Source organism: Noviherbaspirillum pedocola (genome assembly GCF_016632335.1).
Taxonomy (GTDB): Bacteria; Pseudomonadota; Gammaproteobacteria; order Burkholderiales; family Burkholderiaceae_D; genus Noviherbaspirillum_A; species Noviherbaspirillum_A pedocola.
In genome coordinates, this window is sequence record NZ_JAEPBG010000002.1 from 275,601 (window position 1) to 300,705 (window position 25,105).

The following is a 25,105-nucleotide window of genomic DNA, read 5'->3' on the forward strand; positions in this document are numbered from 1 at the left end:
GGGGTCACTCCTGGAAAAATTGCACACCGGCGTGGCGCAGCATGCTGGTCAGTGCAATAAGAGGCATGCCGGTCAGTGCGGTTGGGTCGCTGCTGTCGATGCGCTCGATCAGCGCAATGCCCAAACCTTCGTTTTTTGCGCTGCCTGCGCAGTCATACGGCTGCTCGATGCGCAGGTACGCATCGAGCTCCTCGTCCGGAAGATCGCGAAAGCGAACGAAGGCCTGCACATTGTCGAGTTGCAATGGCAGGACGGCATCCGTTCTGGTATCCAGCAGGCAAAGCGCAGTGTGGAAGATGACTTCCCGGCCACGCATCAGGCGAAGCTGTGCCAGCGCATTTTCATGGTTCCCAGGCTTGCCGATCTGCCTTCCATCGAGTGTGGCTACCTGGTCGCAACCGATGATCAGGGCGTCCGGCGCATTGGCGGCGATGGCTTGCGCCTTTGCTTGGGCCAGTCGCAGTGCGGTCGCTTCGGGGCTCTCGCCAGGCATCGGCGTCTCGTCGATGTCGGGCGATACGCTGGAAAACGGCAATCGCAGGCGCGATAACAGTTCGTTGCGATAACGGGAGCTCGATCCGAGGATAAGGCGCGGCATGGACGGGGAGTGTGGCATCGTATTTCGGCGAGATTCGGTAAGGCGTCAAAATCTTTGCTAACGCTTTGACGAATAAAGAAAAAGCCTGTTATTATCGCAGGTTTTCCGGGCCTGTCGAATCCTATGAACGCTTTCATCATTGACGCTTTTGAATTTTGCCGTCAGCGGGAAGAGCGCTCCGGTGAGCTTCCATTGGCCGACTTGCCTCGCCTTGCGGCCGAATTGACGGATGCAAATGGCTTGCTGTCGTATTCGCTTGCCGGTGGCGCTGACAAGGAAGGGCATCCGCAGATGGTGTTGCGGGTTTCCGGTGCGGTGCAATTGCGGTGCCAGCGTTGCCTGAATCCCTTTCAGTTCGACATCGATTCAAACTCGGTGCTGGTGCTGGCCAGGGAAGAAGCTGCGGCCGATGCGCTGGAAGCGAAGCTGGAAGATGAAGAGGTGGATGTGATCGTCGGATCCAAGACGATGGACATCCTGGCCTTGATCGAGGACGAGGCGTTACTGGCTTTGCCGGTGTCTCCGCGTCACCAAGTCTGTCCGGATCAGTCGGTGCTCGACAAGCTCAAGGAAGACAAGCCCGAATCGCCGTTCGCGGTTCTCAAGAATTTGACGTAAGGTCCGGTGCGAGCCGGTGCATGCTGCTTCAAATACGCGGTCTCTGATTGAAGGCTCTTTCGGCTTCAATGCTTTTGCCCGAGCTGGCGGACCGGATGTGTTAAAATTTTAAATCTTTGGTTCAGGAGTTATCATGGCTGTTCAACAAAACAAGAAATCCCCGTCCAAGCGCGGCATGCATCGTGCTCACGACTTTCTGGTTACCCCTCCGCTGGCTGTGGAAGCGACCACCGGCGAAACCCATCGTCGTCACCACATCAGCCCGAACGGCTTCTACCGTGGCCGCAAGGTTCTGAAGACCAAGAACGACGAATAAATCATCTTGCACCGGACCATGCGCGGCGTAACGAGTTTGGTGACTTGGCGCCGCTTTTTCAATGCGCAAGCAGTTTCCTCCGTCATTTTGACTCATGCCGATTCCGGTCTCTGATGCGGCCCGGGCCGGGTGCTGAAGACAACAATGACAATTACCATTTCCATAGACTGCATGGGTGGAGACCATGGTCCCTCCGTCACTGTCCCCGCAGCAGTTTCCTTTCTGAAGAGCGTATCCAACGCGGAATTGATTCTGGTTGGTCGTTCCGAAATCATCCAGGCTGAATTGCACAAGCTGAAGGCGGAATCGCTTTCAGGGATTTCCATTGTCAACGCGACCGAGGTCGTCACGATGGATGATCCAATTGAAGTCGCCCTGCGCCGTAAGAAGGATTCTTCGATGCGCGTGGCCATCAATATGGTCAAGGAAGGACGGGCGCAGGCTTGCGTATCTGCCGGCAATACCGGGGCGCTGATGGCGGTGTCCCGGTATCTCCTCAAAACGCTGCCGGGTGTGGACCGTCCCGCAATCTGTACCATCCTGCCGAATCAGAAGGACGGTCCGACCTACATGCTGGATCTTGGCGCGAATGTCGACTGCGAGCCGCAGCATCTGCATCAGTTCGCCCTGATGGGTTCGGCGCTGGTCTCGGCGGTTGAAGGCAAGCCGCGGCCCACCGTTGGTCTGCTCAATATCGGCGAGGAAGACATCAAGGGCAACGACCTGGTCAAGCGTACCGCCGAGCTGCTGCGCGCGGATCATCAGCGCGGTGTGCTCAATTTCTATGGCAACGTCGAAGGTAACGATATCTTCGAAGGCACTACCGACATCGTGGTATGCGATGGCTTCGTCGGCAATGTCGTGCTGAAGGCATCCGAAGGCGTCGGCCGTTTCGTCAAGAATGCGCTGACCGCTGAATTCAAGCGTAATCCGGTCAACATGCTTGGCGCATTGATTGCAAGAGGCGCGATCCGCGCTTTTTCGCGCCGAATGAATCCGTCCCGTTACAATGGCGCCAGCCTGCTTGGCTTGCGCGGGCTGGTCTTCAAGAGCCATGGCGGCGAAAATGCTTTCGGCTTCGAATGGGCAATACGACGCGCCTACGATGCCGCTCATCATGATGTGTTATCCCGTATCTCCAGATCGATCGCGGAACTGATGCCCGCATCCGAGTCAACGCCCCATGTCGCCGTCCCGGCCCAGGGAATTCCTTCTGAACATAAAACCGCATGACTCTTTACAGCAAAATCATCGGGACAGGCAGCTGCCTGCCGCCGCGGCGGATTACCAACGAAGAGCTGGCCCGGCAGCTCGCTGAAAAAGGCATCGAAACTTCCGACGAATGGATCGTCTCGCGTAGCGGCATCTCGGCGCGGCATTATGCCGATCCGGGCGTGCAATCCAGCGATCTCGGCGTGGAAGCAGCGCGCAATGCCTTGCAGATGGCAGGCATGGATGTCTCGCAGATCGACCTGATCATCGTGGCGACTTCCACGCCTGATCACTTCGGCGGTTTTCCCAGCACGGCGTGCGTCGTACAAAACAAGCTCGGCATTGCGAACGGCTGCGCTGCCTTCGATGTGCAGGCGGTGTGCAGCGGCTTCATCTATGCCATGGCGATCGCCGACAGCTTCATCAAGACGGGTATGCATCGCAGGGCGCTGATCATCGGCACTGAAGTGTTTTCGCGCATTCTCGACTTCCAGGATCGCACCACCTGCGTATTGTTCGGCGACGGCGCCGGCGCTGTCGTGATGGCCGCTTCGGAAGAGCCGGGCATGCTCGCCACGAAGCTGCATGCCGACGGCAGCCATGCCGACATTCTTTGTGTGCCGGGCAACGTGAATGCGGGCGTGGTAGCCGGCAGCGGTTTCCTGCACATGGACGGTCAGGCAGTGTTCAAGCTTGCGGTATCGGTCCTGGAAAAAGTTGCGCATGAAACCCTGGATGCCGCGGGCATGCAGTCAGCGCAGCTGGATTGGCTGATTCCGCACCAGGCCAACATACGCATCATGCAGGGCACGGCCAAGAAGCTTGGTCTGCCACGGGAAAAGATGGTCGTCACGGTCGATCAGCACGGTAATACATCGGCTGCATCGATCCCGCTTGCCTTGGACCAGGCCGTACGCGACGGTCGCGTCAAGCCGGGCCATCATGTGCTGATGGAAGGCGTCGGCGGCGGCTTCACCTGGGGCGCTGCCCTAGTGCGCATGTAATCACTCGATAACACCAAGAATCATGACGAAATTCGCATTCGTATTCCCGGGCCAGGGTTCGCAAGCCGTGGGCATGCTCAACGGCTTTGCCGGGAACCAGGTTGTGCAGCAAACGCTGGCCGAAGCATCCGACGCCATCGGATTCGATCTCGCCAAGCTGATTGCCGAAGGGCCGAAGGAAGAGCTGGATCTGACCACAAATACCCAGCCGGTGATGTTGACCGCAGCTGTCGCGATGTGGCGCGCCTGGCTTGCCGCTGGCGGTCCGGCACCGGCTCTCGTCGCCGGACATAGCTTGGGTGAATATTCTGCGCTGGTCGCCGCAGGCGTGATCCGTTTTGCCGACGCCGTGCCGCTGGTACGCTTCCGCGCCCAGGCCATGCAGGAGGCCGTGCCGGTCGGTCAGGGCGGCATGGCTGCCATTCTCGGTTTGTCCGATGAGGATGTGCGCGCCGCATGTGAAGAATCGGCGCAAGGTGAAGTCGTCGAGCCGGTCAATTTCAATGCGCCGGCTCAGGTCGTCATCGCTGGCAACAAGGCTGCAGTGGAGCGCGCATGCGAAGCTGCGAAAGCACGCGGCGCCAAGCGCGCGCTGGTGCTTCCTGTGTCGGCGCCGTTTCACTCTTCGCTGCTGCAGCCGGCTTCGCTGCGTCTGAAGCAATACATGGAAGGCCTTGAATTCTCGGCGCCTTCGATCCCGCTGATCAACAACGTCGATGTCGCCATTGTCAATGATCCAGCCGCAATCAAGGACGCTCTGGTGCGCCAGGCTGCACGCCCGGTGCGTTGGGTCGAGACGGTGAAGCTCATGGCTGAACAGGGCGTGACCCACCTGGTCGAATGCGGCCCGGGCAAGGTGCTTGCCGGATTGACCAAGCGCATAGATGGCGCGCTTGTCGGCGAAGCGATCGTCGATGCCGCTTCTCTTGAAAAAATTCTGGAGCTCGTGAAGTGACTGCAAGCATTACCCATCTCGAAGGCCAGGTCGCACTGGTGACCGGCGCATCCCGCGGCATCGGCCGCGCCATCGCGCTCGAACTGGCGCGACAGGGCGCAACGGTCGTTGGCACGGCGACTTCCCAGGCTGGAGCCGACGCGATTTCTGCTTACCTCGCGGAAGTTCGGCCCGGTGCCGGGCGCGGCATGGTGCTCGACGTCAACGATGCGCAGCGCTGCCTTGATGCCGTCAACGACGTGCAGAAGGAATTCGGCACACTCTCCATTCTTGTCAACAATGCCGGCATCACCCAGGACCAACTGGCCATGCGCATGAAGGACGAAGAGTGGGATGCGGTCATCGCCACCAATCTGACGTCGGTGGCACGCCTGTCGCGCGCAGTGCTGCGCGGCATGATGAAGGCCCGTCATGGACGCATCATCAATATCACTTCCGTGGTCGGCGCCGCCGGCAATCCAGGGCAGATGAACTATGCGGCGGCCAAGGCCGGCGTGGCCGGTATGACCCGTGCGCTCGCACGCGAAATCGGCAGCCGGAACATTACCGTGAATTGCGTTGCTCCCGGCTTCATCGACACCGATATGACCCGGTCGCTCGATCAGGATCAGGTGTCCGCGCTGCTGCAGCAAATTCCGCTGGCGCGGCTCGGCCAACCCGAAGACATCGCCGCTGCCGTCGCTTTCCTCGCATCGCCGCAAGCCGGATACATCACCGGCAGCACCCTGCATGTCAACGGCGGCATGTACATGAACTGAGGGTCGGCGCTTGTGAAGATGAGGGCGCGCGCCCGCATTTTTCACTCTGTGGCGCCCCTATGAAATCCCGGCTGAAAGCCAATTTGTTTGCGCACAAACCTGCTAAAATGCGCGCACTTTCTGTAACCCCACCCTTTGGAGGCACAACATGTCCGATATCGAAACCCGCGTCAAGAAGATCGTTGCCGAGCAGCTCGGCGTAGCCGAAGCCGACATCAAGAACGAATCCTCGTTCGTCGACGATCTGGGCGCAGACTCTCTCGATACCGTTGAGCTCGTCATGGCGCTCGAAGATGAATTCGAAATGGAAATCCCTGACGAGCAAGCTGAAAAAATCACCACCGTCCAGCAAGCCATCGATTACGCCAAGGCACACGTCAAGGCCTAATTCCGCACTGAAGATCCCCAGGAGATCCGCTTGAGCCGCTCTCAACAGCGTCGCGTCGTCATTACTGGACTGGGATGCATTTCGCCTGTCGGCAACACGATCGCCGACGCGTGGGATGCCCTGGTCAAAGGCACGTCCGGCATCGCAACCATTACCAAGTTTGACGCCTCAAACCTCAGCACGCGATTCGCGGGCGAGGTCAAAGGCTTCCAGGTCGAGGACTACATTCCCGGCAAGGAAGCTCGCCATATGGACACGTTCATCCACTATGGCATGGCGGCCGGCATGCAGGCAATGCAGGACAGCGGACTTGAAGTGACTGAAGAAAACGCCGAGCGCATCGGCGTGATGGTCGGCTCCGGCATTGGCGGTCTGCCGATGATCGAGCAAACCGTTGAAGAGATGCTGAAGCGCGGTCCGCGCCGTATCAGCCCGTTCTTCGTTCCGGCGTCGATCATCAACATGATCTCCGGACATCTGTCGATCAAATACGGATTGAAGGGCCCGAACTTGGCTATTGTGACGGCTTGCACTACCGGTTTGCATTGCATCGGCGCTGCTGCCCGCATGATTGAATACGGCGACGTCGACGCAATGATTGCCGGTGGCGCGGAATCGACGGTGTCGCCTATGGGCATAGGCGGATTCGCGTCGGCGCGCGCGCTTTCGGCGCGAAACGACGATCCCGCTACCGCATCGCGCCCCTGGGACAAGGACCGAGACGGCTTCGTGCTCGGCGAGGGCTCAGGCGTGATGATGCTGGAAGAATATGAGCACGCGAAAGCGCGCGGCGCGAAGATTTATGCCGAGGTTCTTGGCTTTGGCATGAGCGCAGACGCTTATCACATGACTGCGCCGCTGGAAGATGGCGATGGCGCACGCCGCTGCATGGTTGCCGCCATGAAGAATGCCGGCATCAACGCTGATGAAGTCGACTATGTGAATGCGCACGGTACTTCCACGCCCTTGGGCGACGTTGCGGAAACGATAGCGATCAAGCGGGCTCTTGGCGATCATGCCAAGAAAGCGGTGGTCAATTCGACGAAGTCGATGACTGGCCACCTTCTCGGCGGCGCTGGTGGACTTGAAGCGGTCTTTACCGTTCTGGCATTGCACCGCCAGATCTCCCCGCCGACGATCAACATCTTTAATCAGGATCCTGCCTGCGATCTTGACTACTGTGCTAACACCGCGCGTGAGATGCCGATTCGAATTGCAGTAAAAAATTCTTTCGGCTTCGGTGGTACCAACGGCACCCTCGTGTTCGGCAAAATCTAACTTCCCTTCCGCGCCGCTTGCTTTTGCAAGCGGCATGAACCTTTCCAGATATGACGATTGCAGCGTCTGTCGTGGTTCATTCTTCCCCTTCATTGCGGCTTGCGTTTGCCGGGATGTCATGTGCTGCTGGTGTCGCAGCCGCATTGGTCCTGATCGACGAATTTTCCGACAGTGTCCACTTGCCGTGCCTCGTCATTGGCCTCATCTGCGCTTTACTTGCCTGCATTGGCACTTTGCAGGTCTTTCGCTCAACAAAAACGTTCCATATTGATATTTCCGGCATCGGTCAGATGCGGTTGACGCAATATAGCGGGGTGTCCGCTTTTGCCCGCGCAAGTCATCGGCCCTTAGACGCAAAGGGTGCCGATCTGGTTCAACTGCTGAGTGATTCGACATTGTGGCCGCATATCTTGGTCCTCCGCCTGAAGCTGGAGGATGGAGCAGTCGTCGCGATTCCGGTATTGCCCGACAGTGTGCACGGACAAGGCTTTCACGAGTTATCGGTAGCGTGCCGCTGGATTGCCGCGCGCGCTTAAGCGCGTGTTGTATCCGGCAAACAATAGTGCCGCGTTGCAATCTTATTTTTATCAAGTCAACAAGCGACCGGGCGTATGTTGCATAATAGCAAGGGATTGGGGTTTGACGACAGAACGCGATATTGATCAGCTGTTGGTCGAACGCGTCCAGCGTGGCGACAAGAGGGCATTCGAGCTTCTGGTGTCCAAATATCAGAGAAAGCTCATGCGACTTGTGTCACGCTTGGTTCGTGATCAGGCTGAAGCGGAAGACGTGGTGCAGGAAGCATTTATCAAGGCCTATCGGGCGCTTCCTCAATTCCGCGGAGATTCCGCTTTTTATACTTGGCTGTATCGCATCGGCATCAATACGGCGAAAAACTATCTCGTCACTCAGGGACGTCGCGCTCCGACTTCGACGGAAGCTGATGCGGAAGAAGCAGAAACTTTTGACGACGGCGAGCACCTAAGAGACATTAATACGCCGGAATCGATGCTTGCGACGAAGCAAATTGCGGAAACAGTTAATGTCGCGATGGACGCGCTACCCGAGGAGCTCAGGATGGCAATCACGCTGCGTGAGATTGAAGGCCTGAGCTACGACGAGATAGCCGAGGCCATGGGTTGTCCGATCGGAACCGTTCGGAGCCGCATATTCCGGGCTCGCGAAGCAATTGCCGAAAAGTTGCGGCCCTTGTTGGGCACGGCGCTCGACAAGCGGTGGTAGAACAAAAGAACAATAACGGTAGCAAAAAAGGGATTGGTGTTGTTTTTGGCGAGGTTGACAATGACTTTGGAAAACACTTCACGGCAGCGCGTTTCGGACGCGATGGATGGGGAGCTATCCCCTGAACAATTGGACGCGGTGCTCGCAGCCATGCATGACGACGAGTCGCGTGCGTCCTGGTCGGTCTATCATCAGATCGGCGATGCACTCCGATCGGATGAGCTGAGTGTCAGATTGAGCGAAGATTTCGCCGCGCGGATGTCGGCCCGCCTGGCAGCTGAACCGGCGATTTTGGCGCCGGCGACGCATGGGGAACGCCCGCGCCAGATGCGCGTGCGTAGATTGATCCTTCCTGGTGCGCTAGCCGCTGCTGCTGCCACGGTTGCTTTCATTGCCACACCACAGTTGATGATGGCAATGAAGGGAGATACCGAAGCCGCCAGAATCGCGGCGACGCCGGTTGCTGCAGAGGTGTCGCGCACTGCCACGGTCGCCAGTTCTGGTCGCAGCGAAACGGCAATGCGGTCGCAAGACATCGATGAATATCTGATCGCTCACCAGCGCTTTTCGCCATCGGTATACAGCTCTACGCAGTACGCAAGGCCAGCCGCATTCTCAAGCGGCGCAACGAACAAGTAGGATTTATGCGGCGAACACTGGGTCTGTTTAAATACATCCTTCTTTTCTCCAGTTTCATCGCCTTCAGCGCCCATGCCGAGAGTCCCGTGCGTTCCGCCGACACGCGGGACGCTCAATCCTGGCTGCGCAAGATGCAGGCGGCTGCGCAAAAGCTGAGTTATTCCGGCACGTTCATTTACCAGCAGGGCAACGACATGCGCACCTCGCGGATCACGCATGTCGCCGACGAGACCGGCGAACTCGAACGGCTGGAGCTTTTGGACGGCAAGCCAAAGGAATACTTCCGCAGCAACGACGAGATCGTCTGCTACCTTCCCGAGTCAAAAACCGTGCTGGTGGAAAAGCGTATTACTCAGGATGTCTTTCCGGCCATTCTCGGCACCGGTGCGGATCGGCTCGTGGATCATTACACCATTCGCGATGGCAGCCCCGCGCGGATCGCGGGCTTTGAGGCGCAATCGATCCTGCTCGAACCCGAAGACGACTTGCGCTACGGTTACCGGCTCTGGGCAGAAAAGAACTCGGGCCTGTTACTGCGTGCCCAAACTGTGGACGAAAACGGCGCTGTCGTTGAGCAGATCTCGTTTACGCAGTTATCGATAGGCAATGTCGACAGAAAGCAGGTCAAGCCGGGTTTCGGCAGCACGCGCGATTGGCGTATCGAGAAAGCCGTCATGAGCCCAGCCGATTTATCGGGGTGGTCCGTGGCGCGCATGCCGCCGGGATTTCGCCGGATAAGAGAGGTCCGCCGAGCCGTTTCCGACACGGCCCCAGCGAACAGTGTTTCGGCGCAACGAGAAATTTCGCAGATTGTGTACTCTGATGGCCTTGCGGCTATTTCCATCTTTATCGAGCCAGGCTCGCAAAGCCGTACTGAAGGATGGATCAAGCAAGGCGCGATGAACATCATCGGCAAGCGTTACGGCAACTTTTGGCTTACCATTGTTGGCGAAGTGCCATCAAGTGCAATCCGCCGGGTTGCAGACTCCATTGAATACAAATCGAGCAAATAAGCACATGAAAACTGGGTATTACGCGAAAAGTTTGCTTTCCGTTTGTCTCTTGGGCGCCGCTGGCGCCTTTTTCACTCCTTTCAGCGCCGCGCAGGCGCAACCGACGCAGACCGCAATGGCGGGTTTGCCGGATTTTGCCGACCTTGTGGATCGTGTCGGTCCGGCGGTCGTGAACATTCGCACCACCGAAAGGGCGCGCGCCAATGCCGGTGGACCGAATGGCATGAACGATCCGGAAATGGAAGAGTTTTTTCGGCGCTTCTTTGGCGTGCCGATGCCCCGGCAACAGCCGCAGCCTGATGCGCCGCGCGGCCGTAGGCAGGCCCCGCAGCAGCAGGAGGAAGAAGTCCCGCGCGGGGTGGGATCAGGCTTCATTATTTCGAATGATGGCTACATCATGACCAATGCTCACGTGGTCGAAGGCGCCGATGAAGTCTACGTAACGCTTACCGACAAGCGTGAATTCAAGGCCAAGATCATTGGCTCGGACAAGCGCTCGGACGTGGCGCTGGTCAGAATTGAAGGCGCCAATCTGCCAAAGATCAATATTGGCGACTCCAACAAGATCCGCGCTGGCGAATGGGTGATCGCGATCGGATCCCCATTCGGTTTGGAAAACACCGTCACTGCCGGCATCGTCTCGGCGAAGGCCCGCGATACTGGCGACTACCTGCCACTGATCCAGACTGACGTCGCCGTCAATCCCGGCAATTCCGGCGGGCCGCTGATCAACATGCGCGGTGAAGTCATAGGTATCAATTCCCAGATCTACAGCCGTTCCGGCGGTTACATGGGCATTTCCTTCGCTGTGCCGATCGACGAAGCGATGCGGGTTTCCGACCAGCTGCGCACCACCGGCCACGTCACCCGCGGTCGCATCGGCGTGCAGATCGGTGAAGTCACCAAGGATGTTGCCGATTCGCTTGGTCTTGCCAAGGCACAGGGAGCGCTGGTGCAGCGTGTGGAACAAGGTGGTCCGGCGGACAAGGGCGGCGTGGAACCTGGCGACATCATCCTGAAGTTCAATGGCACGCCCATCGAACGTTCGAACGACTTGCCCCGCATGGTTGGCAATACCAAGCCGGGCACGAAGGCGAATATCACGGTCTGGCGCAAGGGTGCGAGCCGCGACCTCGCGCTGTCGATTGCCGCCATGGAGTCCGACAAGGTTGCCAAGCAGCAGAACCCCACGCCGAAGCCGCAGCAGGCCGTCAATGCGCTTGGCTTGGCCGTAGGCGATCTGTCCGATGTGCAGAAGCGGGAATTGCGTGTGGATGGCGGCGTGGTAGTCGAGACTGCTGAAGGTGCCGCCGCGCGTGCCGGCCTGCGTCCCGGTGATGTGATTCTGCGCATCAACAATGCGGATATCAAGGACAGCAAGGTATTCAATGCCGTAGTCGCCAAGCTTGAGACGAAAAAAACCGTGCTTGCCTTGGTGCGCCGTGGCGATACCTCGCAATTCGTCACGATCAAGCCGAACGGTCAGTAGGGCTGCGCAAGTCCGATGCACTCTGGCGCCGGCCGTGATCACGCGGTCGGCGCAACTTCCCAAACCTTCTTCAACAACCGCGTGACGCGCTTTCTGCTTTATTCCCGTTCCTGGTGCCATTTGTGCGAAGACATGCTGGCGGCCCTGATGCCCTATGCAAAGGAAGCGCAAGTCGACATCGAGGTCGTGGATATCGATGCCGATGAAACGCTGGTTGCGCAGTATGACGAACTGGTCCCGGTGCTATTCGGTGTGCGGGACGGCGAACCGCCACGCCAGCTTTGCCATTACTTTCTCAATCCTGGCGCGGTAAGCGCTTTCCTCGCGCCTGGCTGAAGCAGGGCGCGGGAAGTTTGCGCATCGGCGCCTGTGGAAATCCGGTAAAATGCGGCGGCTGCAGACCAGCGTAACAAGAACCTTGTTCAAGCAGGAGCCCGCCCGAGCCACCGTTTTTGATAGTCGAGGTCGGCGTCGCCAGTCTGAAAACGGCTTGCCGTGTGTCCTCCTCGCGCCTTGCCCGCGCAGATCATGAGCACCAGTCCAGGGTCGCCCGTGCCGGGATTGGCCCCGAGGCGCTCGCCTGGGGAACATCCCGGTCCGAAGCGCCTTTTTTGTCATTGCCCCCGATTCAATGAATAACATTCGTAACTTCTCGATCATCGCCCATATCGATCACGGTAAATCGACGCTGGCCGATCGCATCATTCAGCTGTGCGGCGGATTGTCCGACCGCGAAATGGAGGCGCAAGTTCTCGACTCCATGGACCTGGAGCGCGAACGCGGCATCACGATCAAGGCGCAAACCGCTGCACTGAGCTACAAGGCACGTGACGGCGAGGTCTACAACCTGAACCTGATCGATACGCCGGGCCATGTCGACTTCAGTTACGAAGTGAGCCGTTCGCTTTCCGCCTGTGAGGGCGCGTTGCTGGTCGTGGATGCCTCCCAGGGTGTTGAAGCGCAAACCGTAGCCAACTGCTACACCGCGCTCGATCTTGGCGTCGAAGTCCTGCCAGTCTTGAACAAGATCGATCTGCCTTCGGCCGACCCGGACAATGCAAAGGGAGAAATCGAAGAAGTCATCGGCATCGATGCGGGCGATGCAGTGCTGTGCTCGGCGAAAAGCGGTTTGGGCGTGGAGGATGTGCTGGAGGCGCTGATCGCCAAGGTGCCGCCGCCGCAGGGCGATCCGGATGGCCCGCTGCAGGCATTGATCGTCGATTCCTGGTTCGATAATTACGTTGGCGTCGTGATGCTGGTCCGGGTGATGAATGGCACCCTGCGGCCCAAGGACAAGATCCTGCTGATGGCGACCGGCGCGCAGCATCCTGTGGAAAGCGTCGGCGTGTTCACGCCGAAATCCGTTGCCCGCGAAAGTCTTTCCGCCGGACAGGTAGGCTTTATCATCGCCGGCATCAAGGAACTGAAGGCGGCCAAGGTCGGCGACACCGTCACCCTGGCCGGCAAGCCGGCGCCGGAACCGCTGCCGGGATTCAAGGAAGTGCAGCCCCAGGTGTTCGCTGGCCTGTTCCCGGTGGAGGCAAACCAGTACGACGCACTGCGCGACTCGCTGGAAAAGCTGAAACTCAACGATGCCGCGCTGCAATACGAGCCGGAAGTGTCGCAGGCGCTGGGATTCGGTTTTCGCTGCGGCTTCCTCGGCCTTCTGCACATGGAAATCGTGCAGGAGCGCCTGGAGCGCGAATTCGACATGGACCTGATCACGACGGCGCCGACCGTGGTGTATGAAGTCCAGCTGCGTGATGGCACCGTCATCATGGTCGACAACCCGTCGAAGATGCCGGAGCCTTCGAAAATCGAGGAAATCCGCGAGCCCATCGTCACCGTCAATCTGTACATGCCGCAGGAATACGTCGGTTCGGTCATCACGCTTTGCACCCAGAAGCGCGGCGTGCAAACCAATATGACCTACCACGGCAAACAGGTACAGCTGACGTATGAAATGCCGATGGCCGAGATCGTTCTGGACTTCTTTGACCGCCTGAAATCCACCTCGCGCGGCTATGCGTCGATGGACTATGAATTCAAGGAATACCGTGCGGCCGACGTGGTGAAAGTCGACATGCTGATCAATAGCGAGAAAGTCGATGCGCTGGCGATCATCGTGCACCGCTCAAATAGCCAGTACCGCGGCAGGGCGGTCGCGGCAAAAATGCGCGAAATCATCCCGCGTCAGATGTTCGATGTGGCGATTCAGGCGGCGATCGGCTCGAACATCATTTCCCGGGAGAACGTGAAGGCGCTGCGCAAGAATGTGCTGGCAAAATGTTATGGCGGTGACATCAGCCGCAAACGCAAACTGCTCGAAAAGCAGAAGGCGGGCAAGAAGCGGATGAAGCAGGTTGGCTCGGTGGAGATACCGCAGGAAGCGTTTCTGGCGATCTTACAAGTGGAAGAAAAATGAATCTGCAAGCACTACTGGGGAATTTCGCGCTCATTCTTTTCATACTCACGGTGGCAACCGGCGTCATCTGGTGCCTGGATGTGTTCTATTTATCCAAGCAGCGCCGCGCTCGCGCCGATGCGGTCCTGGCCGAATTCGATGCGCGCAATGCCCGTCTTGTCGCCGAAGGCGTGCCGCAGGATGTGAATGGACGCAGCGCGCTTGCCGCCAAGCTGATGCGTCAGCCTACCTGGGTTGAATATTCGGGCAGCTTTTTCCCTGTCATTGCGCTGGTGTTCGTGCTGCGTTCATTTCTGTTCGAGCCGTTCAAGATTCCATCCAGTTCCATGGTGCCGACGCTGCAGATTGGCGACCTGATCCTGGTGAACAAATTCACCTATGGCATCCGTTTGCCGATCGTGAACAAGAAGATCATCGAAGTGAACAACCCGCAGCGCGGCGATGTCATGGTGTTCAAGTATCCGCGCGACACCTCACTGGACTATATCAAGCGCGTGGTTGGTGTACCTGGCGACAAAATCGTCTATCGCAACAAGCGTCTGACGATCAACGGCAAGGAACTGAGCTACCAGCAACTTCCCGACTATCTTGATGAAGAACGCCTGACGTATTCAAAGCAATATCAGGAAATAATCAACGGCGTGACGCACCGTATCCTCAACGACGAACGCGCACCGGCCTACGTGCCCAACCCCGATGATTTCCCGCAACGCAACCTCTGCAGCTACAATTCCGAGGGCTTTGCCTGCACGGTGCCGCCCGGACACTACTTCATGATGGGCGACAACCGCGACAATAGTCTCGACAGTCGGTACTGGGGATTTGTCCCGGACGAATACATCGTCGGCAAGGCATTCTTTGTGTGGATGAATCTCGGCAACCTGAAGCGCATCGGCAGCTTTCAGTGATGCCAGGCTCAGGGAGCGATTTCATGAATTTGCGGTCAAAGCAAAAGCAATTCGGATTGAGCCTGACCGGTTTGATCTTTGTCCTGGCGGTGGTTGGACTCATCGCGGTACTGGCAATACGGGTGGTGCCGACCGTCACCGAGTACATGGCGGTCAAGAAGGCGATCGTCGCTGCACGTAACGCTGGATCGACACCGCAGGAAATTCGTGCGGCTTTCGACAAGCAGGCCGAGGTTGGCTATATTCAATCGGTGAGTGGCAAGGATCTGGAAATCACACGGAATGGCGACGTCACCAATGTGAGCTTTTCCTATCAAAAGGTGATTCCGCTGATGGGGCCGGCAAGCCTGGTGCTCGATTACGACGGCTCGACCGACAACACCAAACCGAGCAAGGCCAAAGCGCAGTAAGCGCCGGACAACGCAAATTATGGATTTGACATTACTGCAAAACCGACTGGGCTATACCTTCCGCGATGTCGCGCTGCTGCAGCAGGCGCTTACCCATCGCAGCCATAGCGGTTTGCATAATGAGCGCCTGGAATTTCTCGGCGATTCAATCCTGAATTGCGTCGTGGCTTCGATTCTGTTCGATCGTTATAGCCGCATCGACGAGGGCGATCTGTCGCGCTTGCGGGCGAACCTGGTCAAGCAACAATCGCTGTATGAAATTGCGCAGCGCCTCGAGCTGTCGCATTTTCTGCGGCTGGGCGAAGGTGAATTGAAGTCCGGCGGATTTCGTCGCCCTTCCATCCTGGCCGACACGCTCGAGGCACTGTTTGGCGCTATTTTCCTGGACGGCAGTTTCGAAGCGGCGCGCAAGGTCATCCGCTCGCTCTACATCCCGGTGCTGGACAACGTCGATCCGAAAACACTCGGCAAGGATGCGAAAACTCTGCTGCAGGAATTCCTGCAGGGCAAGAAAATAGCATTGCCGCAGTACAACGTCGTGGCAACGCACGGCGCGGCGCATAACCAGGAATTCGAGGTGGAATGCCTAGTGCCGAAACTCGATATCCAGGTATTCGGCACCGGCGGCAGCCGGCGAGCAGGCGAGCAGGCTGCCGCAAAGCTTGCGCTGGAAGCGGTGCAGAAAGTCTTGCAGAAGACGCCAACGCCGCCGCGCAAGAGCAAGCCGCGCAATTCTCAGCTGAAGTTGGCCGGCATTGCCACGATACAGGCTGACTTGCCGATCGACGAGCCGCCACAAGTCCCGCCTGCTTCCGCCCAAGTCCGTCACGAGCCGGAGAGTCCACCGGCGGCGCCGGCACAGGCTTCTTTCGATATCGAGCCGAAGGCCGACAACCTTCCGCACAAAGTCGCACCCCACAGCAAAAGCGCATGACAGCAGACCAATCCGAGCCCGGCTTTCGCTGCGGCTATATCGCCATCGTCGGTCGTCCGAACGTCGGCAAATCGACCCTGATGAACGTGATGATCGGCGCCAAGGTCAGCATCACCTCGCGCAAGGCGCAGACGACCCGGCACCGCATCACCGGCATACAGACATCCGAGCATGCGCAGTTCATCTATGTCGATACGCCCGGATTCCAGACCCGGCACAACAATCCGCTGAACCGGAACCTGAACCGCACCGTCACCGATACCCTGACTGCTTCCGACGTGATCCTGTTCGTCGTCGAAGCCGGCACCTTCGGCCCGGCCGACCAGCAGGTGCTGGACCTGATCCCGAAGGAAGTGCCCTGCATCCTGGTCCTCAACAAGGCTGACCGCGCAAAGGACAAGAAGACGCTGATGCCCTTTGCGCAGGAAGTGGCCGCTCGCTATCCGTTTGCCGCCATCGTGCCTGTGTCGGCCAAGCAACGGTTTCAGATGCAGGAGTTGCAGGACGAGATCGAAAAGCGGCTGCCCGAAAATGCGCCGATCTTCGATGCCGATGACATTACCGACCGCAGCGAAAAATTCCTCGCGGCGGAAATCGTTCGGGAGAAGGTCTTCCGTTTCGTCGGCGAAGAATTGCCGTACACCAGCACCGTGCTGATCGAGAAGTTTGAGCAGGAAGGCAATCTGCGTCGGGTATTCGCGGCGATCCTGGTCGAGCGCGACAGCCACAAGGCGATGCTGATCGGCCAGAAGGGCGCACGGTTGAAGGAAATCTCCACGCAGGCCCGGCTGGACATGGAAAAGCTGTTTGGCGGGCCGGTGTATCTCGAGATCTGGGTCAAGGTGAAATCCGGTTGGGCCGACAACGAAGCCAGGCTGCGCGCCTACGGCTACGAGTGAGGCGCGATGGTGGATAGTCCCGGCGAGCTGAGGGGAGCAGCGCTGCCGCAGCAGGCGGCGGAAGGCATGCCGGCCAAGACCGAGCAGGCCGCGATCCGCCGCGCACGCGCGCTCGAACACCGGGTTTCGGAACAGCCGGCTTTCGTGCTGCACAGTTATCCGTACAAGGAAACCAGCCTCATCGTCGATGTATTCAGCCGCGACCACGGCCGTATCGCGCTGGTGGCCAAGGGCGCGAAGCGGCCGCATTCGAAGCTGCGCGGCGTGTTGCAAACCTTCCAGCCGCTGTCAGTGACCTGGAGCGGCAAATCCGAAGTGCGCACACTGATCGCCGCCGAATGGATAGGCGGGCTGATGCCGCTGGAAAGATCGGCGCTGCTGTGCGGCTTTTATCTGAACGAGCTGGTAATGAAGATGCTGGCGCGCGACGATCCGCATCCGGCGCTGTTCGAACGTTACGTCGGAGCCTTGAACGAGCTCGGCCATGACGAGCCGGCGCCTATCGTGCTGCGGCGCTTCGAACTGGCGCTGCTGCGCGAAACCGGCGTGGCGGGCGACATTTCTCTCGACGCCGGCACCCGGCAGCAGGTCGATCCGGAAGTCTGGTATGTGGTCGACCCCGAGCGCGGCCCTCGACCCGCGCAGGTCTCGGACACCGCATTGAAGGTGACCGGCAAAACGCTGATCGACATGCAGGCCGGCGACTACACCGATCCGGCTACCCAGACCCAGAGCAAGTTCCTGATGCGCTTCCTGCTGGCGCATCATCTCGGCGGCGCGCCGCTGAATACCCGGCAGATACTGCTGGACCTGATGCAGTTATAGCCCTTGTCCACCGAAGAACGGATGCCATGAGTTTCCTGCAAGCCAATCCCCAGGTCATCGAACTTGGCGTCAATATCGATCACGTCGCTACGCTGCGCAATGCGCGCGGTACGACTTATCCCGACCCGGTCCAGGCAGCGCTGTTGGCCGAGGAGGCCGGCGCCGATGCAATCACGCTGCACCTGCGCGAGGATCGTCGCCACATCCGCGATGCGGACGTGGAAGCGATACGTCCGCGTCTGACTACCCGGATGAACCTGGAATCGGCGGTCACGCCGGAAATGCTGGACTTCGCCTGTCGTATCCGGCCGCAGGATGTGTGCCTGGTGCCGGAACGGCGCGAGGAAGTGACCACTGAGGGCGGGCTGGATGTGCGCCGCTATTTCCCGGCGGTGCAGGCCGCGGTGCGCCAGCTGCGCGACGCCGGCATACAGGTCAGCCTGTTCATCGATCCGGATGACGAACAGATCGCCGCGGCGGCCGAAGCCGGCGCGCCGGTCATCGAATTGCACACCGGTCGCTATGCGGATGCCGAAGATGCGGCCCGGCAGGCGGCTGAACTCGAGCGCATTCGCGCCGGCGTGATTGCGGGCGTGCGCCATGGCCTGAAGGTGAACGCCGGCCACGGATTGCACTACACCAATGTGCAGGCGATCGCCGCGATTCCGGAGATTGCCGAATTGAATATTGGCCATGCGATCGTCGCGCAAGCCGTGTTCTCCGGCTGGCAAAAGGCGATCCGCGACATGAAAGGCATCATGATCGCGGCCCGCCTGGGCAAGGCGCGGCCATGATCGTCGGCATCGGCACCGACATCATCCGCATCGCGCGTATCGAAGCCGCCTTGCGCCGTCACGGCGACCGCTTTGCGGAAAAGGTGCTCGGCGAAGAGGAATTGAAGAAATTCCATGCGCGGCGCGCCAAGGTGGAAGCGCGTGGCGTGCGCTTTCTTGCGACCCGCTTCGCCGCCAAGGAAGCCTTTTCCAAGGCAATCGGCCTGGGCATGCGCATGCCGATGACCTGGCGCGCGGTGCAGACGCTGAACGCGCCGAGCGGCAAGCCGGTGATCGTCACCAGCGGCGCGCTGAAAGCGCACATGGAGTCCGGTGGCTGGACCGCTCAGGTATCGATTACCGATGAAGACGAATACGCAGTCGCCTTCGTCATCGTGGAGAAAACATGAAAGAGAGTAGCCAGGCAGGCCGCGCCGACATCGGGCCGGTCATGCTCGACGTGGTTGGCACAACGCTGACGAGCGAAGATATCCGCCGCATCGTGCATCCGCTGACCGGTGGCGTGATCCTGTTCGCGCGCAATTTCGAAAGCCGCCATCAATTGATCGCGCTGACCGGCGCCATTCGCGCCTTGCGTCCCGACGTGCTGATCGCGGTGGACCATGAAGGCGGCAGAGTGCAGCGTTTTCGCAGCGACGGCTTCACCCGCCTGCCGGCGATGCGCCGCCTCGGCGACTTGTGGGATACCGACGAAGCGCAGGCACTGAATGCCGCCACTGCGGTCGGCTACGTGCTGGCCGCCGAGCTGCGCGCCTGCGGCATCGATCTGTCGTTCACGCCGGTGCTGGATCTGGACTATGGCGAATCCGGCGTCATCGGCGACCGCGCGTTCCACCGCGGTCCGCGCGCAGTGGCGATGCTGGCGCGCAGCCTCAACCATGGCCTGGCGCTGGCCGGCATGGCCAATTGCGGCAAGCATTTCCCCGGGCATGGCTTCGTGCGCGCCGATTCACATGTGGCAATTCCGGTCGATGAGCGCAATCTCGACGACATCCTGGAGCAGGATGCGGCGCCGTACGGCTGGCTCGGCATGAGCCTGGCTGCGGTAATGCCGGCGCATGTGATTTATCCGCAAGTCGATGCGCGCCCGGCCGGGTTTTCGCCGGTGTGGCTGGGCATGCTGCGCGAGCGCTTCGGTTTCGGCGGCGTGATCTTTAGCGACGACCTGAGCATGGAAGGCGCCAGTGTGGCCGGCAGCGTGACCGATGGCGCCCGCGCCGCGCTGGAGGCCGGTTGCGACATGGTCCTGATCTGCAATTCGCCGGACAAGGCCGACCGCCTGCTCGCGGAACTCGGCGATGCGGCGCATGATGCCGCATCCGTTGCCCGCCTAGCCGCGCTCAAGCCCGGCGGCGCTGCGCCATCCTGGGAAATCCTGCAGCAACAGCCGCGTTATCGCGAAGCCAAGCGCCTGATCGAAGCCTTGTCCTGAATCCATTCGTATTGCCTGACGCTGGAACATGTCTGAAACCACCGCTCCCGATCCGCGCGCAGTCGTGCTGGAAACCGTAGCCAAGCTGCCGCATCTGCCGGGGGTGTACCGCTATTTCGATGCCGACAACGTGCTGCTGTATGTCGGCAAGGCGCGCGACCTGAAGAAGCGCGTATCCAGCTACTTTCAGAAGACCATCGCCAGTCCGCGCATTGCGATGATGGTTGAGCGCATCGCCCGGCTGGAAACCACGGTGACTCGCAGTGAAGCCGAGGCGCTGCTGCTGGAAAACAACCTGATCAAGACACTGCAGCCGCGCTACAACATCCTGTTCCGCGACGACAAGTCTTATCCCTATCTCAAGCTGTCCGGTGACGCTTTCCCGCGCATGGCCTATTACCGCGGCGCGGTGGACAAGAAGAACCAGTATTTCGGTCCGTTTCCCAGCGCGTGGGCGGTGAAGGAATCGATGCAGATCCTGCAGAAGATTTTCCTGCTGCGCACCTGTGAGGATTCGGTATTCGCCAACCGTACCCGGCCATGCCTGCTTCACCAGATCCATCGCTGCAGCGCGCCCTGCGTGAAGGCCATCAGTGAAGAGGATTACGCGGCAGACGTGGAAAACGCCGCCAACTTCCTGCGCGGAAAGCAAAAGGAGTTGATGGCCGCGCTCGAAGCGAAAATGCATGCCTTCGCCTCTGATCTGAAGTTCGAACAGGCTGCGGCGGTGCGCAATCAGATCAGCGCGCTGTCACGGGTACTGCATCAGCAGACGATGGAAACCGGCAACGATGCGGACATCGACATCATTGCTGTGGTAGTGCAGGGCGGACGCGCCTGCGTGAACCTGGCAATGGTGCGCGGCGGGCGGCACCTTGGCGACCGCGCTTATTTTCCGTTGCATGTCGACGGCGCGATGGCGGCTTCCGAAGGGCCGGTCGATGTCGAGGTGCTCAAGGCTTTCCTGGCGCAGCATTATCTGGACAAGTTCATCCCGTCCACGCTGGTGCTGAACCTGGAGCTGGATGAGCCGGAACTGATGATGGCGCTGATGGAGCAATGCGGCCACCGGATCAACCTGGTGTTCCAGCCGCAGGGACAGCGTCGGCAGTGGCTGGAAATGGCGCAGAAAGGTGCGGAAATATCGCTGGCACGGCTGCTGTCCGAACAGGGTTCGCAACAGGCCAGGACGCGCGCGCTGGTCGATGCGCTTGCCCTAGAAACCGAAGACATCGAAACCCTGCGCATCGAGTGCTTTGATATCAGCCATACGCAGGGCGAGGCGACCCAGGCATCCTGTGTGGTATTCCACCATCACACGATGCAGAACAGCGAATACCGGCGCTACAACATCAATGACATCACGCCGGGAGACGATTATGCGGCGATGCGCCAGGTGCTGACGCGGCGCTATGAGAAGGTAGCCAACGGCGACGGCGTGATGCCGGACGTGGTGCTGGTCGATGGCGGCAAGGGCCAGGTCGAGATGGCGCGTCAGGTGTTTGTCGAACTTGGCCTGGACATCGGACTAATCGTCGGCGTGGCGAAAGGCGAGGGCAGGAGGGTCGGCCTGGAAACGCTGATCTTTGCCGACGGCCGGGCGCCCCAGGAACTTGGCAAGGAATCGGCCGCGCTGATGCTGGTCGCGCAGATCCGCGATGAAGCGCATCGTTTCGCCATCACCGGCATGCGCGCCAAGCGTGCCAAGGCGCGGCAGAGTTCTCAGCTCGAGGAAATCGAGGGCGTGGGCGCGAAGCGGCGCCAGAAACTGCTCGCGCGCTTCGGTGGCCTGCGCGGCGTGGTGGCTGCCAGCGTCGAGGAACTGGCATCGGTCGAAGGCATTTCGCGTCAACTCGCGGAAGACATTTATCGGCAACTCCATTAAATTACGCGCTGCATCGACCAGGGGCGTCAACCCGGCGCGCACTATCCTCATCAACCATTCCCTTATGCCGTTCAATATCCCGATTCTGCTGACCTGGCTGCGCATGGCGCTCATTCCTCTGGTGGTCGGAGTGTTCTATCTTCCGGACGCCTGGATGTCGCTGTATGCCAAGGGCGTGGCATCGACGGCGATTTTTATCGTCGCGGCGATTACGGACTGGTTCGACGGCTTTCTCGCGCGCCGCTGGAATGAAACCTCGGCCTTCGGCGCCTTCCTCGATCCGGTCGCCGACAAGCTGATGGTCGCCGGCGCATTGCTGCTGCTGGTGCACCTGGGCCGGGCGGACTCGATCCTTGCCTTCATCATCATCGGTCGGGAGATTGCGATCTCGGCCTTGCGCGAATGGATGGCGCAGATCGGCGCTTCCAAGTCGGTCGCGGTCAGCTCGATCGGCAAGATCAAGACCACGGCGCAGATGTGCGCGATACCAATGCTGCTGTTTTACGGACGCCTATTCGGCGTCATCGACACCGGATTCTGGGGGCAATGGCTGCTGCTGATTGCGGCTGTGCTGACCGTCTGGTCAATGCTGTATTACCTGCGCCGCGCATGGCCGCTGATCAAAGCAACCGAACAGAAGTAAAACCGGGATGTGCCCTTGACACAACATTTCAAACCTCTATAATTCGGGCTCACTTCGGTGACGCGGGAGTAGCTCAGTTGGTAGAGCGCAACCTTGCCAAGGTTGAGGTCGAGAGTTCGAGACTCTTCTCCCGCTCCAGGTTTCATGAAAGAAGCCACATCATTGGCTTCTTTTTTTGTGACAGGAGCGACGTGCGGCAGGCGTCGAATGCATCGTAAGTGAACATGTCCAGTGCCCTGGTTGCGCTGGAAACTCCAAGCGGGAGTAGCTCAGTTGGTAGAGCGCAACCTTGCCAAGGTTGAGGTCGAGAGTTCGAGACTCTTCTCCCGCTCCAGATTTCAAACGGAAGCAAACTCTTTCGTCAGGTGACCAGATTCAAAGGTCGCCTTTGCAGCAAACATGCGGGAGTAGCTCAGTTGGTAGAGCGCAACCTTGCCAAGGTTGAGGTCGAGAGTTCGAGACTCTTCTCCCGCTCCATGTTTCAGTAAAGTGCCCCGGTGTCGCATAACAACCGGATGCATTGCAGTACGTCGTGATGATCATGGCGGGGTAGCAAAGTGGTTATGCAGCGGCCTGCAAAGCCGTCTACGCCGGTTCAATTCCGACCCCCGCCTCCAAATCCAGATGAAAAAGGCTTGATGCAACAGCATCAAGCCTTTTTGTTTTTCCACTTCGGAATTTATATTACTGACCAAAGGAAAGAGGACTTTCTTTCTCTGAATTAAGATAAGGCGTTTCATTGATCGTCATCAACATTGCCGCCTTGTTATTTTCCTTTCAAATTTTCTATAATCGCCGCACAGCAGATGCGATAAATAAACATCGTTACGTATTCCTGCAGGCACGTAGCTCAGCTGGTTAGAGCACTACCTTCACATGGTAGGGGTCAGTGGTTCGAATCCATTCGTGCCTACCACTCTTCGCTAAATAAAAAGCCGGCCGTTATTGCGGTCGGCTTTTTTATTTGAATTGCGTGATTTTCCGCAATTTTGCGCCTGAACAAGAACTGGAAAATTTTTTGCCGTAATGAATTTGTTGTCTAACAGTCTATTGTCCAGCCTCAAGCCTGTTAAGAATTTTGTATCCATACTGAATCGCGCGCCCGGCATCGTTATCGCAATAATTCGGAGACATTAATCGGAAGAAATTGCGATTGGGGAGATGGGACATAAAACACTGCATACAGGATAGATAACGGAACGATCATGAAAGCCAAAATTATTGCAATTTCCTGCATTTCCTTTGCTCTGACAGCCTGCGGGGGCGGCGGAGGCGGCGGTGGAACCAGCACTGCACCTACGGGTCCTTCGACGCTGCAGCTGACGGCAAAGATCAATGGCCAGCCGGTCAATTTCACCATCAAGGCTGGCGAGAGCAAGGTGCTGGGCGTGCTGACGGGCCAGGAAGTCGAGCTGGATGCGTCCGAGCCGGCGATCCTTCTCACCAAGACCTATGGCACGGCGCAAGCGAACGAGACTGCCAATTCGCCGACGCAATTCAAGGCGACGATCAGCTCGACCAATGCCACGATCGGCAAGCTGGCGTTCAACACCAGCAAATCCCCGGCACTGGCCACGATTACCCTGGCGATTCAGGGCAGCAGCAACAGCTTCAATGCGGTCACGCCGGTGGTTGGCGATACCTTCACCTATTCGGAAGTCGACAAACAACTGGGAAGCACGCAGGACTTCGCCCAGCCGCTCTCCACGCACGTGGTCACAGCAATCAGCGCTAATGGCTGGACCGAGGCTTACAAGGATCCGAACGGTGCGACTTACCAAACCGTGCAATTGAACAGCAATGGCAACCGTACGTCTTATACCGACCAGAATGCGAATCCGCTCACCAGCTGCACAACAGCAACATTCACTCCTGAAGAAAAACTCCTGGCCTTCCCACTGACGCCGACCTCTGCCTACAACGGCAACTGGAAAACCGTTTGCGGCAACAACAGCCAGGACGAAAGCTTCACCGCTACCGTGAAAGGCATGGTCCAGATCGCTACCCCGGGCGGATTGTTCAACGCACTGCAGATCGACACCCGAACGGTCGTCACCAACAGCACGCAGACCCTGCTTCCCGGCGGCACGTATCAACAGGACGTGACCGAATATTTCGACCCGGTCCTCGGCCGCAACGTAAGGTATACCGGCGTACGCACCTATCCGGCTGGCAACCCGACGTCCGGCACCTGGCTGACCAACGTCCAGATCGACCTGGTAAGCGCAGTCAAGAACTGATGAGTTGAATCCGCGTGCCCACCATGCACGCGGGTCTTTATGCGTGGACCGAAATCTGCAGCGGCAGACGCAATCCTGGAATAGCGAGTTCTGAATTTGATTGTGCGCAGACAAGCCATTCGAATCCAAAAATTACCCTATGCCAATTTTTGGGTTTGTGGCATCCTAAGCGCCCATAGCAGTATGTCAACACAAGCTGT

At 58.9% G+C, this 25,105-nt stretch carries 27 protein-coding genes and 5 tRNA genes; 31 read left to right on the plus strand and 1 reads right to left on the minus strand.

Translation table 11 applies throughout. The features are described from left to right. Positions 1-4: 4 nt before the first annotated feature. Positions 5-616: a Maf-like protein gene (locus tag JJB74_RS06445; RefSeq protein ID WP_234484010.1), complete on the minus strand. Its 612-nt coding sequence runs from the start codon at positions 614-616 to the stop codon at positions 5-7. A 105-nt stretch (positions 617-721) separates the two neighbouring features. Here JJB74_RS06445 and JJB74_RS06450 point away from each other — a divergent pair, with 105 nt between their 5' ends. The 31 genes from JJB74_RS06450 (at position 722) to JJB74_RS06600 (ending at position 24,905) form a co-directional block, all read left to right on the plus strand. Continuing rightward, entirely contained in the window at positions 722-1,216 is a 495-nt protein-coding gene (locus tag JJB74_RS06450) for a YceD family protein (protein ID WP_200591004.1), read from the plus strand. 133 nt (positions 1,217-1,349) lie between these two features. Further along, positions 1,350-1,532 (plus strand): 50S ribosomal protein L32, encoded by a 183-nt coding sequence (rpmF, locus tag JJB74_RS06455; RefSeq protein WP_200591005.1) that lies wholly within the window; start codon positions 1,350-1,352, stop codon positions 1,530-1,532. 144 nt (positions 1,533-1,676) lie between these two features. Beyond that, entirely contained in the window at positions 1,677-2,765 is a 1,089-nt protein-coding gene (plsX, locus tag JJB74_RS06460) for a phosphate acyltransferase PlsX (RefSeq protein WP_200591006.1), read from the plus strand. Then, the gene (locus JJB74_RS06465; RefSeq protein ID WP_200591007.1) at positions 2,762-3,748 is read left to right on the plus strand and encodes a beta-ketoacyl-ACP synthase III; all 987 of its coding nucleotides are present in this window, start codon (positions 2,762-2,764) and stop codon (positions 3,746-3,748) included. The genes plsX and JJB74_RS06465 overlap by 4 nt, the downstream gene beginning before the upstream one ends. A 22-nt stretch (positions 3,749-3,770) precedes the next feature. Further along, positions 3,771-4,703 (plus strand): ACP S-malonyltransferase, encoded by a 933-nt coding sequence (gene fabD, locus JJB74_RS06470; RefSeq protein WP_200591008.1) that lies wholly within the window; start codon positions 3,771-3,773, stop codon positions 4,701-4,703. Further along, positions 4,700-5,461: a 3-oxoacyl-ACP reductase FabG gene (gene fabG, locus JJB74_RS06475; RefSeq protein ID WP_325170098.1), complete on the plus strand. Its 762-nt coding sequence runs from the start codon at positions 4,700-4,702 to the stop codon at positions 5,459-5,461. Before fabD ends, fabG begins: the two co-directional genes overlap by 4 nt. Positions 5,462-5,609: 148 nt before the next feature. Next, on the plus strand, positions 5,610-5,849 hold the full coding sequence (gene acpP / locus JJB74_RS06480) for an acyl carrier protein (RefSeq protein WP_200591009.1): 240 nt from the start codon (positions 5,610-5,612) through the stop codon (positions 5,847-5,849). A gap of 30 nt (positions 5,850-5,879) precedes the next feature. Then, the gene (gene fabF / locus JJB74_RS06485; protein WP_200591010.1) at positions 5,880-7,127 is read left to right on the plus strand and encodes a beta-ketoacyl-ACP synthase II; all 1,248 of its coding nucleotides are present in this window, start codon (positions 5,880-5,882) and stop codon (positions 7,125-7,127) included. A gap of 50 nt (positions 7,128-7,177) precedes the next feature. Further along, the gene (locus tag JJB74_RS06490; protein ID WP_200591011.1) at positions 7,178-7,663 is read left to right on the plus strand and encodes a hypothetical protein; all 486 of its coding nucleotides are present in this window, start codon (positions 7,178-7,180) and stop codon (positions 7,661-7,663) included. 103 nt (positions 7,664-7,766) lie between these two features. Continuing rightward, on the plus strand, positions 7,767-8,369 hold the full coding sequence (rpoE, locus tag JJB74_RS06495; protein ID WP_194713749.1) for an RNA polymerase sigma factor RpoE: 603 nt from the start codon (positions 7,767-7,769) through the stop codon (positions 8,367-8,369). A 60-nt stretch (positions 8,370-8,429) separates the two neighbouring features. Continuing rightward, positions 8,430-9,008: a sigma-E factor negative regulatory protein gene (locus tag JJB74_RS06500; RefSeq protein ID WP_200591012.1), complete on the plus strand. Its 579-nt coding sequence runs from the start codon at positions 8,430-8,432 to the stop codon at positions 9,006-9,008. A gap of 5 nt (positions 9,009-9,013) precedes the next feature. Further along, entirely contained in the window at positions 9,014-10,021 is a 1,008-nt protein-coding gene (locus JJB74_RS06505) for a MucB/RseB C-terminal domain-containing protein (RefSeq protein ID WP_200591013.1), read from the plus strand. Positions 10,022-10,025: 4 nt separating this feature from the next. Continuing rightward, positions 10,026-11,510 carry a DegQ family serine endoprotease gene (locus JJB74_RS06510; RefSeq protein WP_200591014.1) on the plus strand — a complete coding sequence of 495 codons (1,485 nt, stop codon included), beginning with the start codon at positions 10,026-10,028 and terminating at the stop codon, positions 11,508-11,510. A 15-nt stretch (positions 11,511-11,525) separates the two neighbouring features. Further along, on the plus strand, positions 11,526-11,846 hold the full coding sequence (locus JJB74_RS33085; RefSeq protein ID WP_200591015.1) for a glutaredoxin family protein: 321 nt from the start codon (positions 11,526-11,528) through the stop codon (positions 11,844-11,846). A gap of 295 nt (positions 11,847-12,141) precedes the next feature. Beyond that, positions 12,142-13,935 carry a translation elongation factor 4 gene (lepA, locus tag JJB74_RS06520; RefSeq protein ID WP_200591016.1) on the plus strand — a complete coding sequence of 598 codons (1,794 nt, stop codon included), beginning with the start codon at positions 12,142-12,144 and terminating at the stop codon, positions 13,933-13,935. Next, positions 13,932-14,843 carry a signal peptidase I gene (gene lepB / locus JJB74_RS06525; RefSeq protein ID WP_200591017.1) on the plus strand — a complete coding sequence of 304 codons (912 nt, stop codon included), beginning with the start codon at positions 13,932-13,934 and terminating at the stop codon, positions 14,841-14,843. Before lepA ends, lepB begins: the two co-directional genes overlap by 4 nt. A gap of 23 nt (positions 14,844-14,866) precedes the next feature. Beyond that, positions 14,867-15,253 (plus strand): DUF4845 domain-containing protein, encoded by a 387-nt coding sequence (locus tag JJB74_RS06530; protein ID WP_200591018.1) that lies wholly within the window; start codon positions 14,867-14,869, stop codon positions 15,251-15,253. Between the two features lie 19 nt (positions 15,254-15,272). Next, the gene (gene rnc / locus JJB74_RS06535; RefSeq protein ID WP_200591019.1) at positions 15,273-16,187 is read left to right on the plus strand and encodes a ribonuclease III; all 915 of its coding nucleotides are present in this window, start codon (positions 15,273-15,275) and stop codon (positions 16,185-16,187) included. Then, positions 16,184-17,086, plus strand: coding sequence for a GTPase Era (gene era / locus JJB74_RS06540; RefSeq protein ID WP_200591020.1), 903 nt, complete (start codon positions 16,184-16,186; stop codon positions 17,084-17,086). The genes rnc and era overlap by 4 nt, the downstream gene beginning before the upstream one ends. 6 nt (positions 17,087-17,092) lie before the next feature. Beyond that, positions 17,093-17,911: a DNA repair protein RecO gene (recO, locus tag JJB74_RS06545; protein ID WP_200591021.1), complete on the plus strand. Its 819-nt coding sequence runs from the start codon at positions 17,093-17,095 to the stop codon at positions 17,909-17,911. A gap of 26 nt (positions 17,912-17,937) precedes the next feature. Then, a complete protein-coding gene (pdxJ, locus tag JJB74_RS06550; RefSeq protein ID WP_200591022.1) occupies positions 17,938-18,705 on the plus strand; it encodes a pyridoxine 5'-phosphate synthase in 768 nt (255 codons plus the stop codon). Next, a complete protein-coding gene (gene acpS / locus JJB74_RS06555; protein WP_200591023.1) occupies positions 18,702-19,094 on the plus strand; it encodes a holo-ACP synthase in 393 nt (130 codons plus the stop codon). The genes pdxJ and acpS overlap by 4 nt, the downstream gene beginning before the upstream one ends. Further along, the gene (gene nagZ, locus JJB74_RS06560) at positions 19,091-20,137 is read left to right on the plus strand and encodes a beta-N-acetylhexosaminidase (protein ID WP_234484011.1); all 1,047 of its coding nucleotides are present in this window, start codon (positions 19,091-19,093) and stop codon (positions 20,135-20,137) included. The genes acpS and nagZ overlap by 4 nt, the downstream gene beginning before the upstream one ends. Positions 20,138-20,165: 28 nt before the next feature. Continuing rightward, positions 20,166-22,022 (plus strand): excinuclease ABC subunit UvrC, encoded by a 1,857-nt coding sequence (gene uvrC, locus JJB74_RS06565; RefSeq protein ID WP_200591024.1) that lies wholly within the window; start codon positions 20,166-20,168, stop codon positions 22,020-22,022. Between the two features lie 64 nt (positions 22,023-22,086). Continuing rightward, positions 22,087-22,665, plus strand: a complete 579-nt coding sequence (gene pgsA, locus JJB74_RS06570; RefSeq protein ID WP_200591025.1) for a CDP-diacylglycerol--glycerol-3-phosphate 3-phosphatidyltransferase — start codon at positions 22,087-22,089, stop codon at positions 22,663-22,665. A gap of 62 nt (positions 22,666-22,727) precedes the next feature. Next, positions 22,728-22,803, plus strand: a tRNA-Gly gene (locus tag JJB74_RS06575). Positions 22,804-22,923: 120 nt separating this feature from the next. After that, positions 22,924-22,999: transfer RNA gene (locus JJB74_RS06580), tRNA-Gly, on the plus strand. A 67-nt stretch (positions 23,000-23,066) separates the two neighbouring features. After that, positions 23,067-23,142, plus strand: a tRNA-Gly gene (locus JJB74_RS06585). Between the two features lie 66 nt (positions 23,143-23,208). Further along, positions 23,209-23,282: transfer RNA gene (locus JJB74_RS06590), tRNA-Cys, on the plus strand. A 222-nt stretch (positions 23,283-23,504) separates the two neighbouring features. Then, a tRNA-Val gene (locus tag JJB74_RS06595) sits at positions 23,505-23,581 on the plus strand. A 289-nt stretch (positions 23,582-23,870) separates the two neighbouring features. Continuing rightward, positions 23,871-24,905 (plus strand): hypothetical protein, encoded by a 1,035-nt coding sequence (locus JJB74_RS06600; RefSeq protein ID WP_200591026.1) that lies wholly within the window; start codon positions 23,871-23,873, stop codon positions 24,903-24,905. Positions 24,906-25,105: the final 200 nt, after the last annotated feature.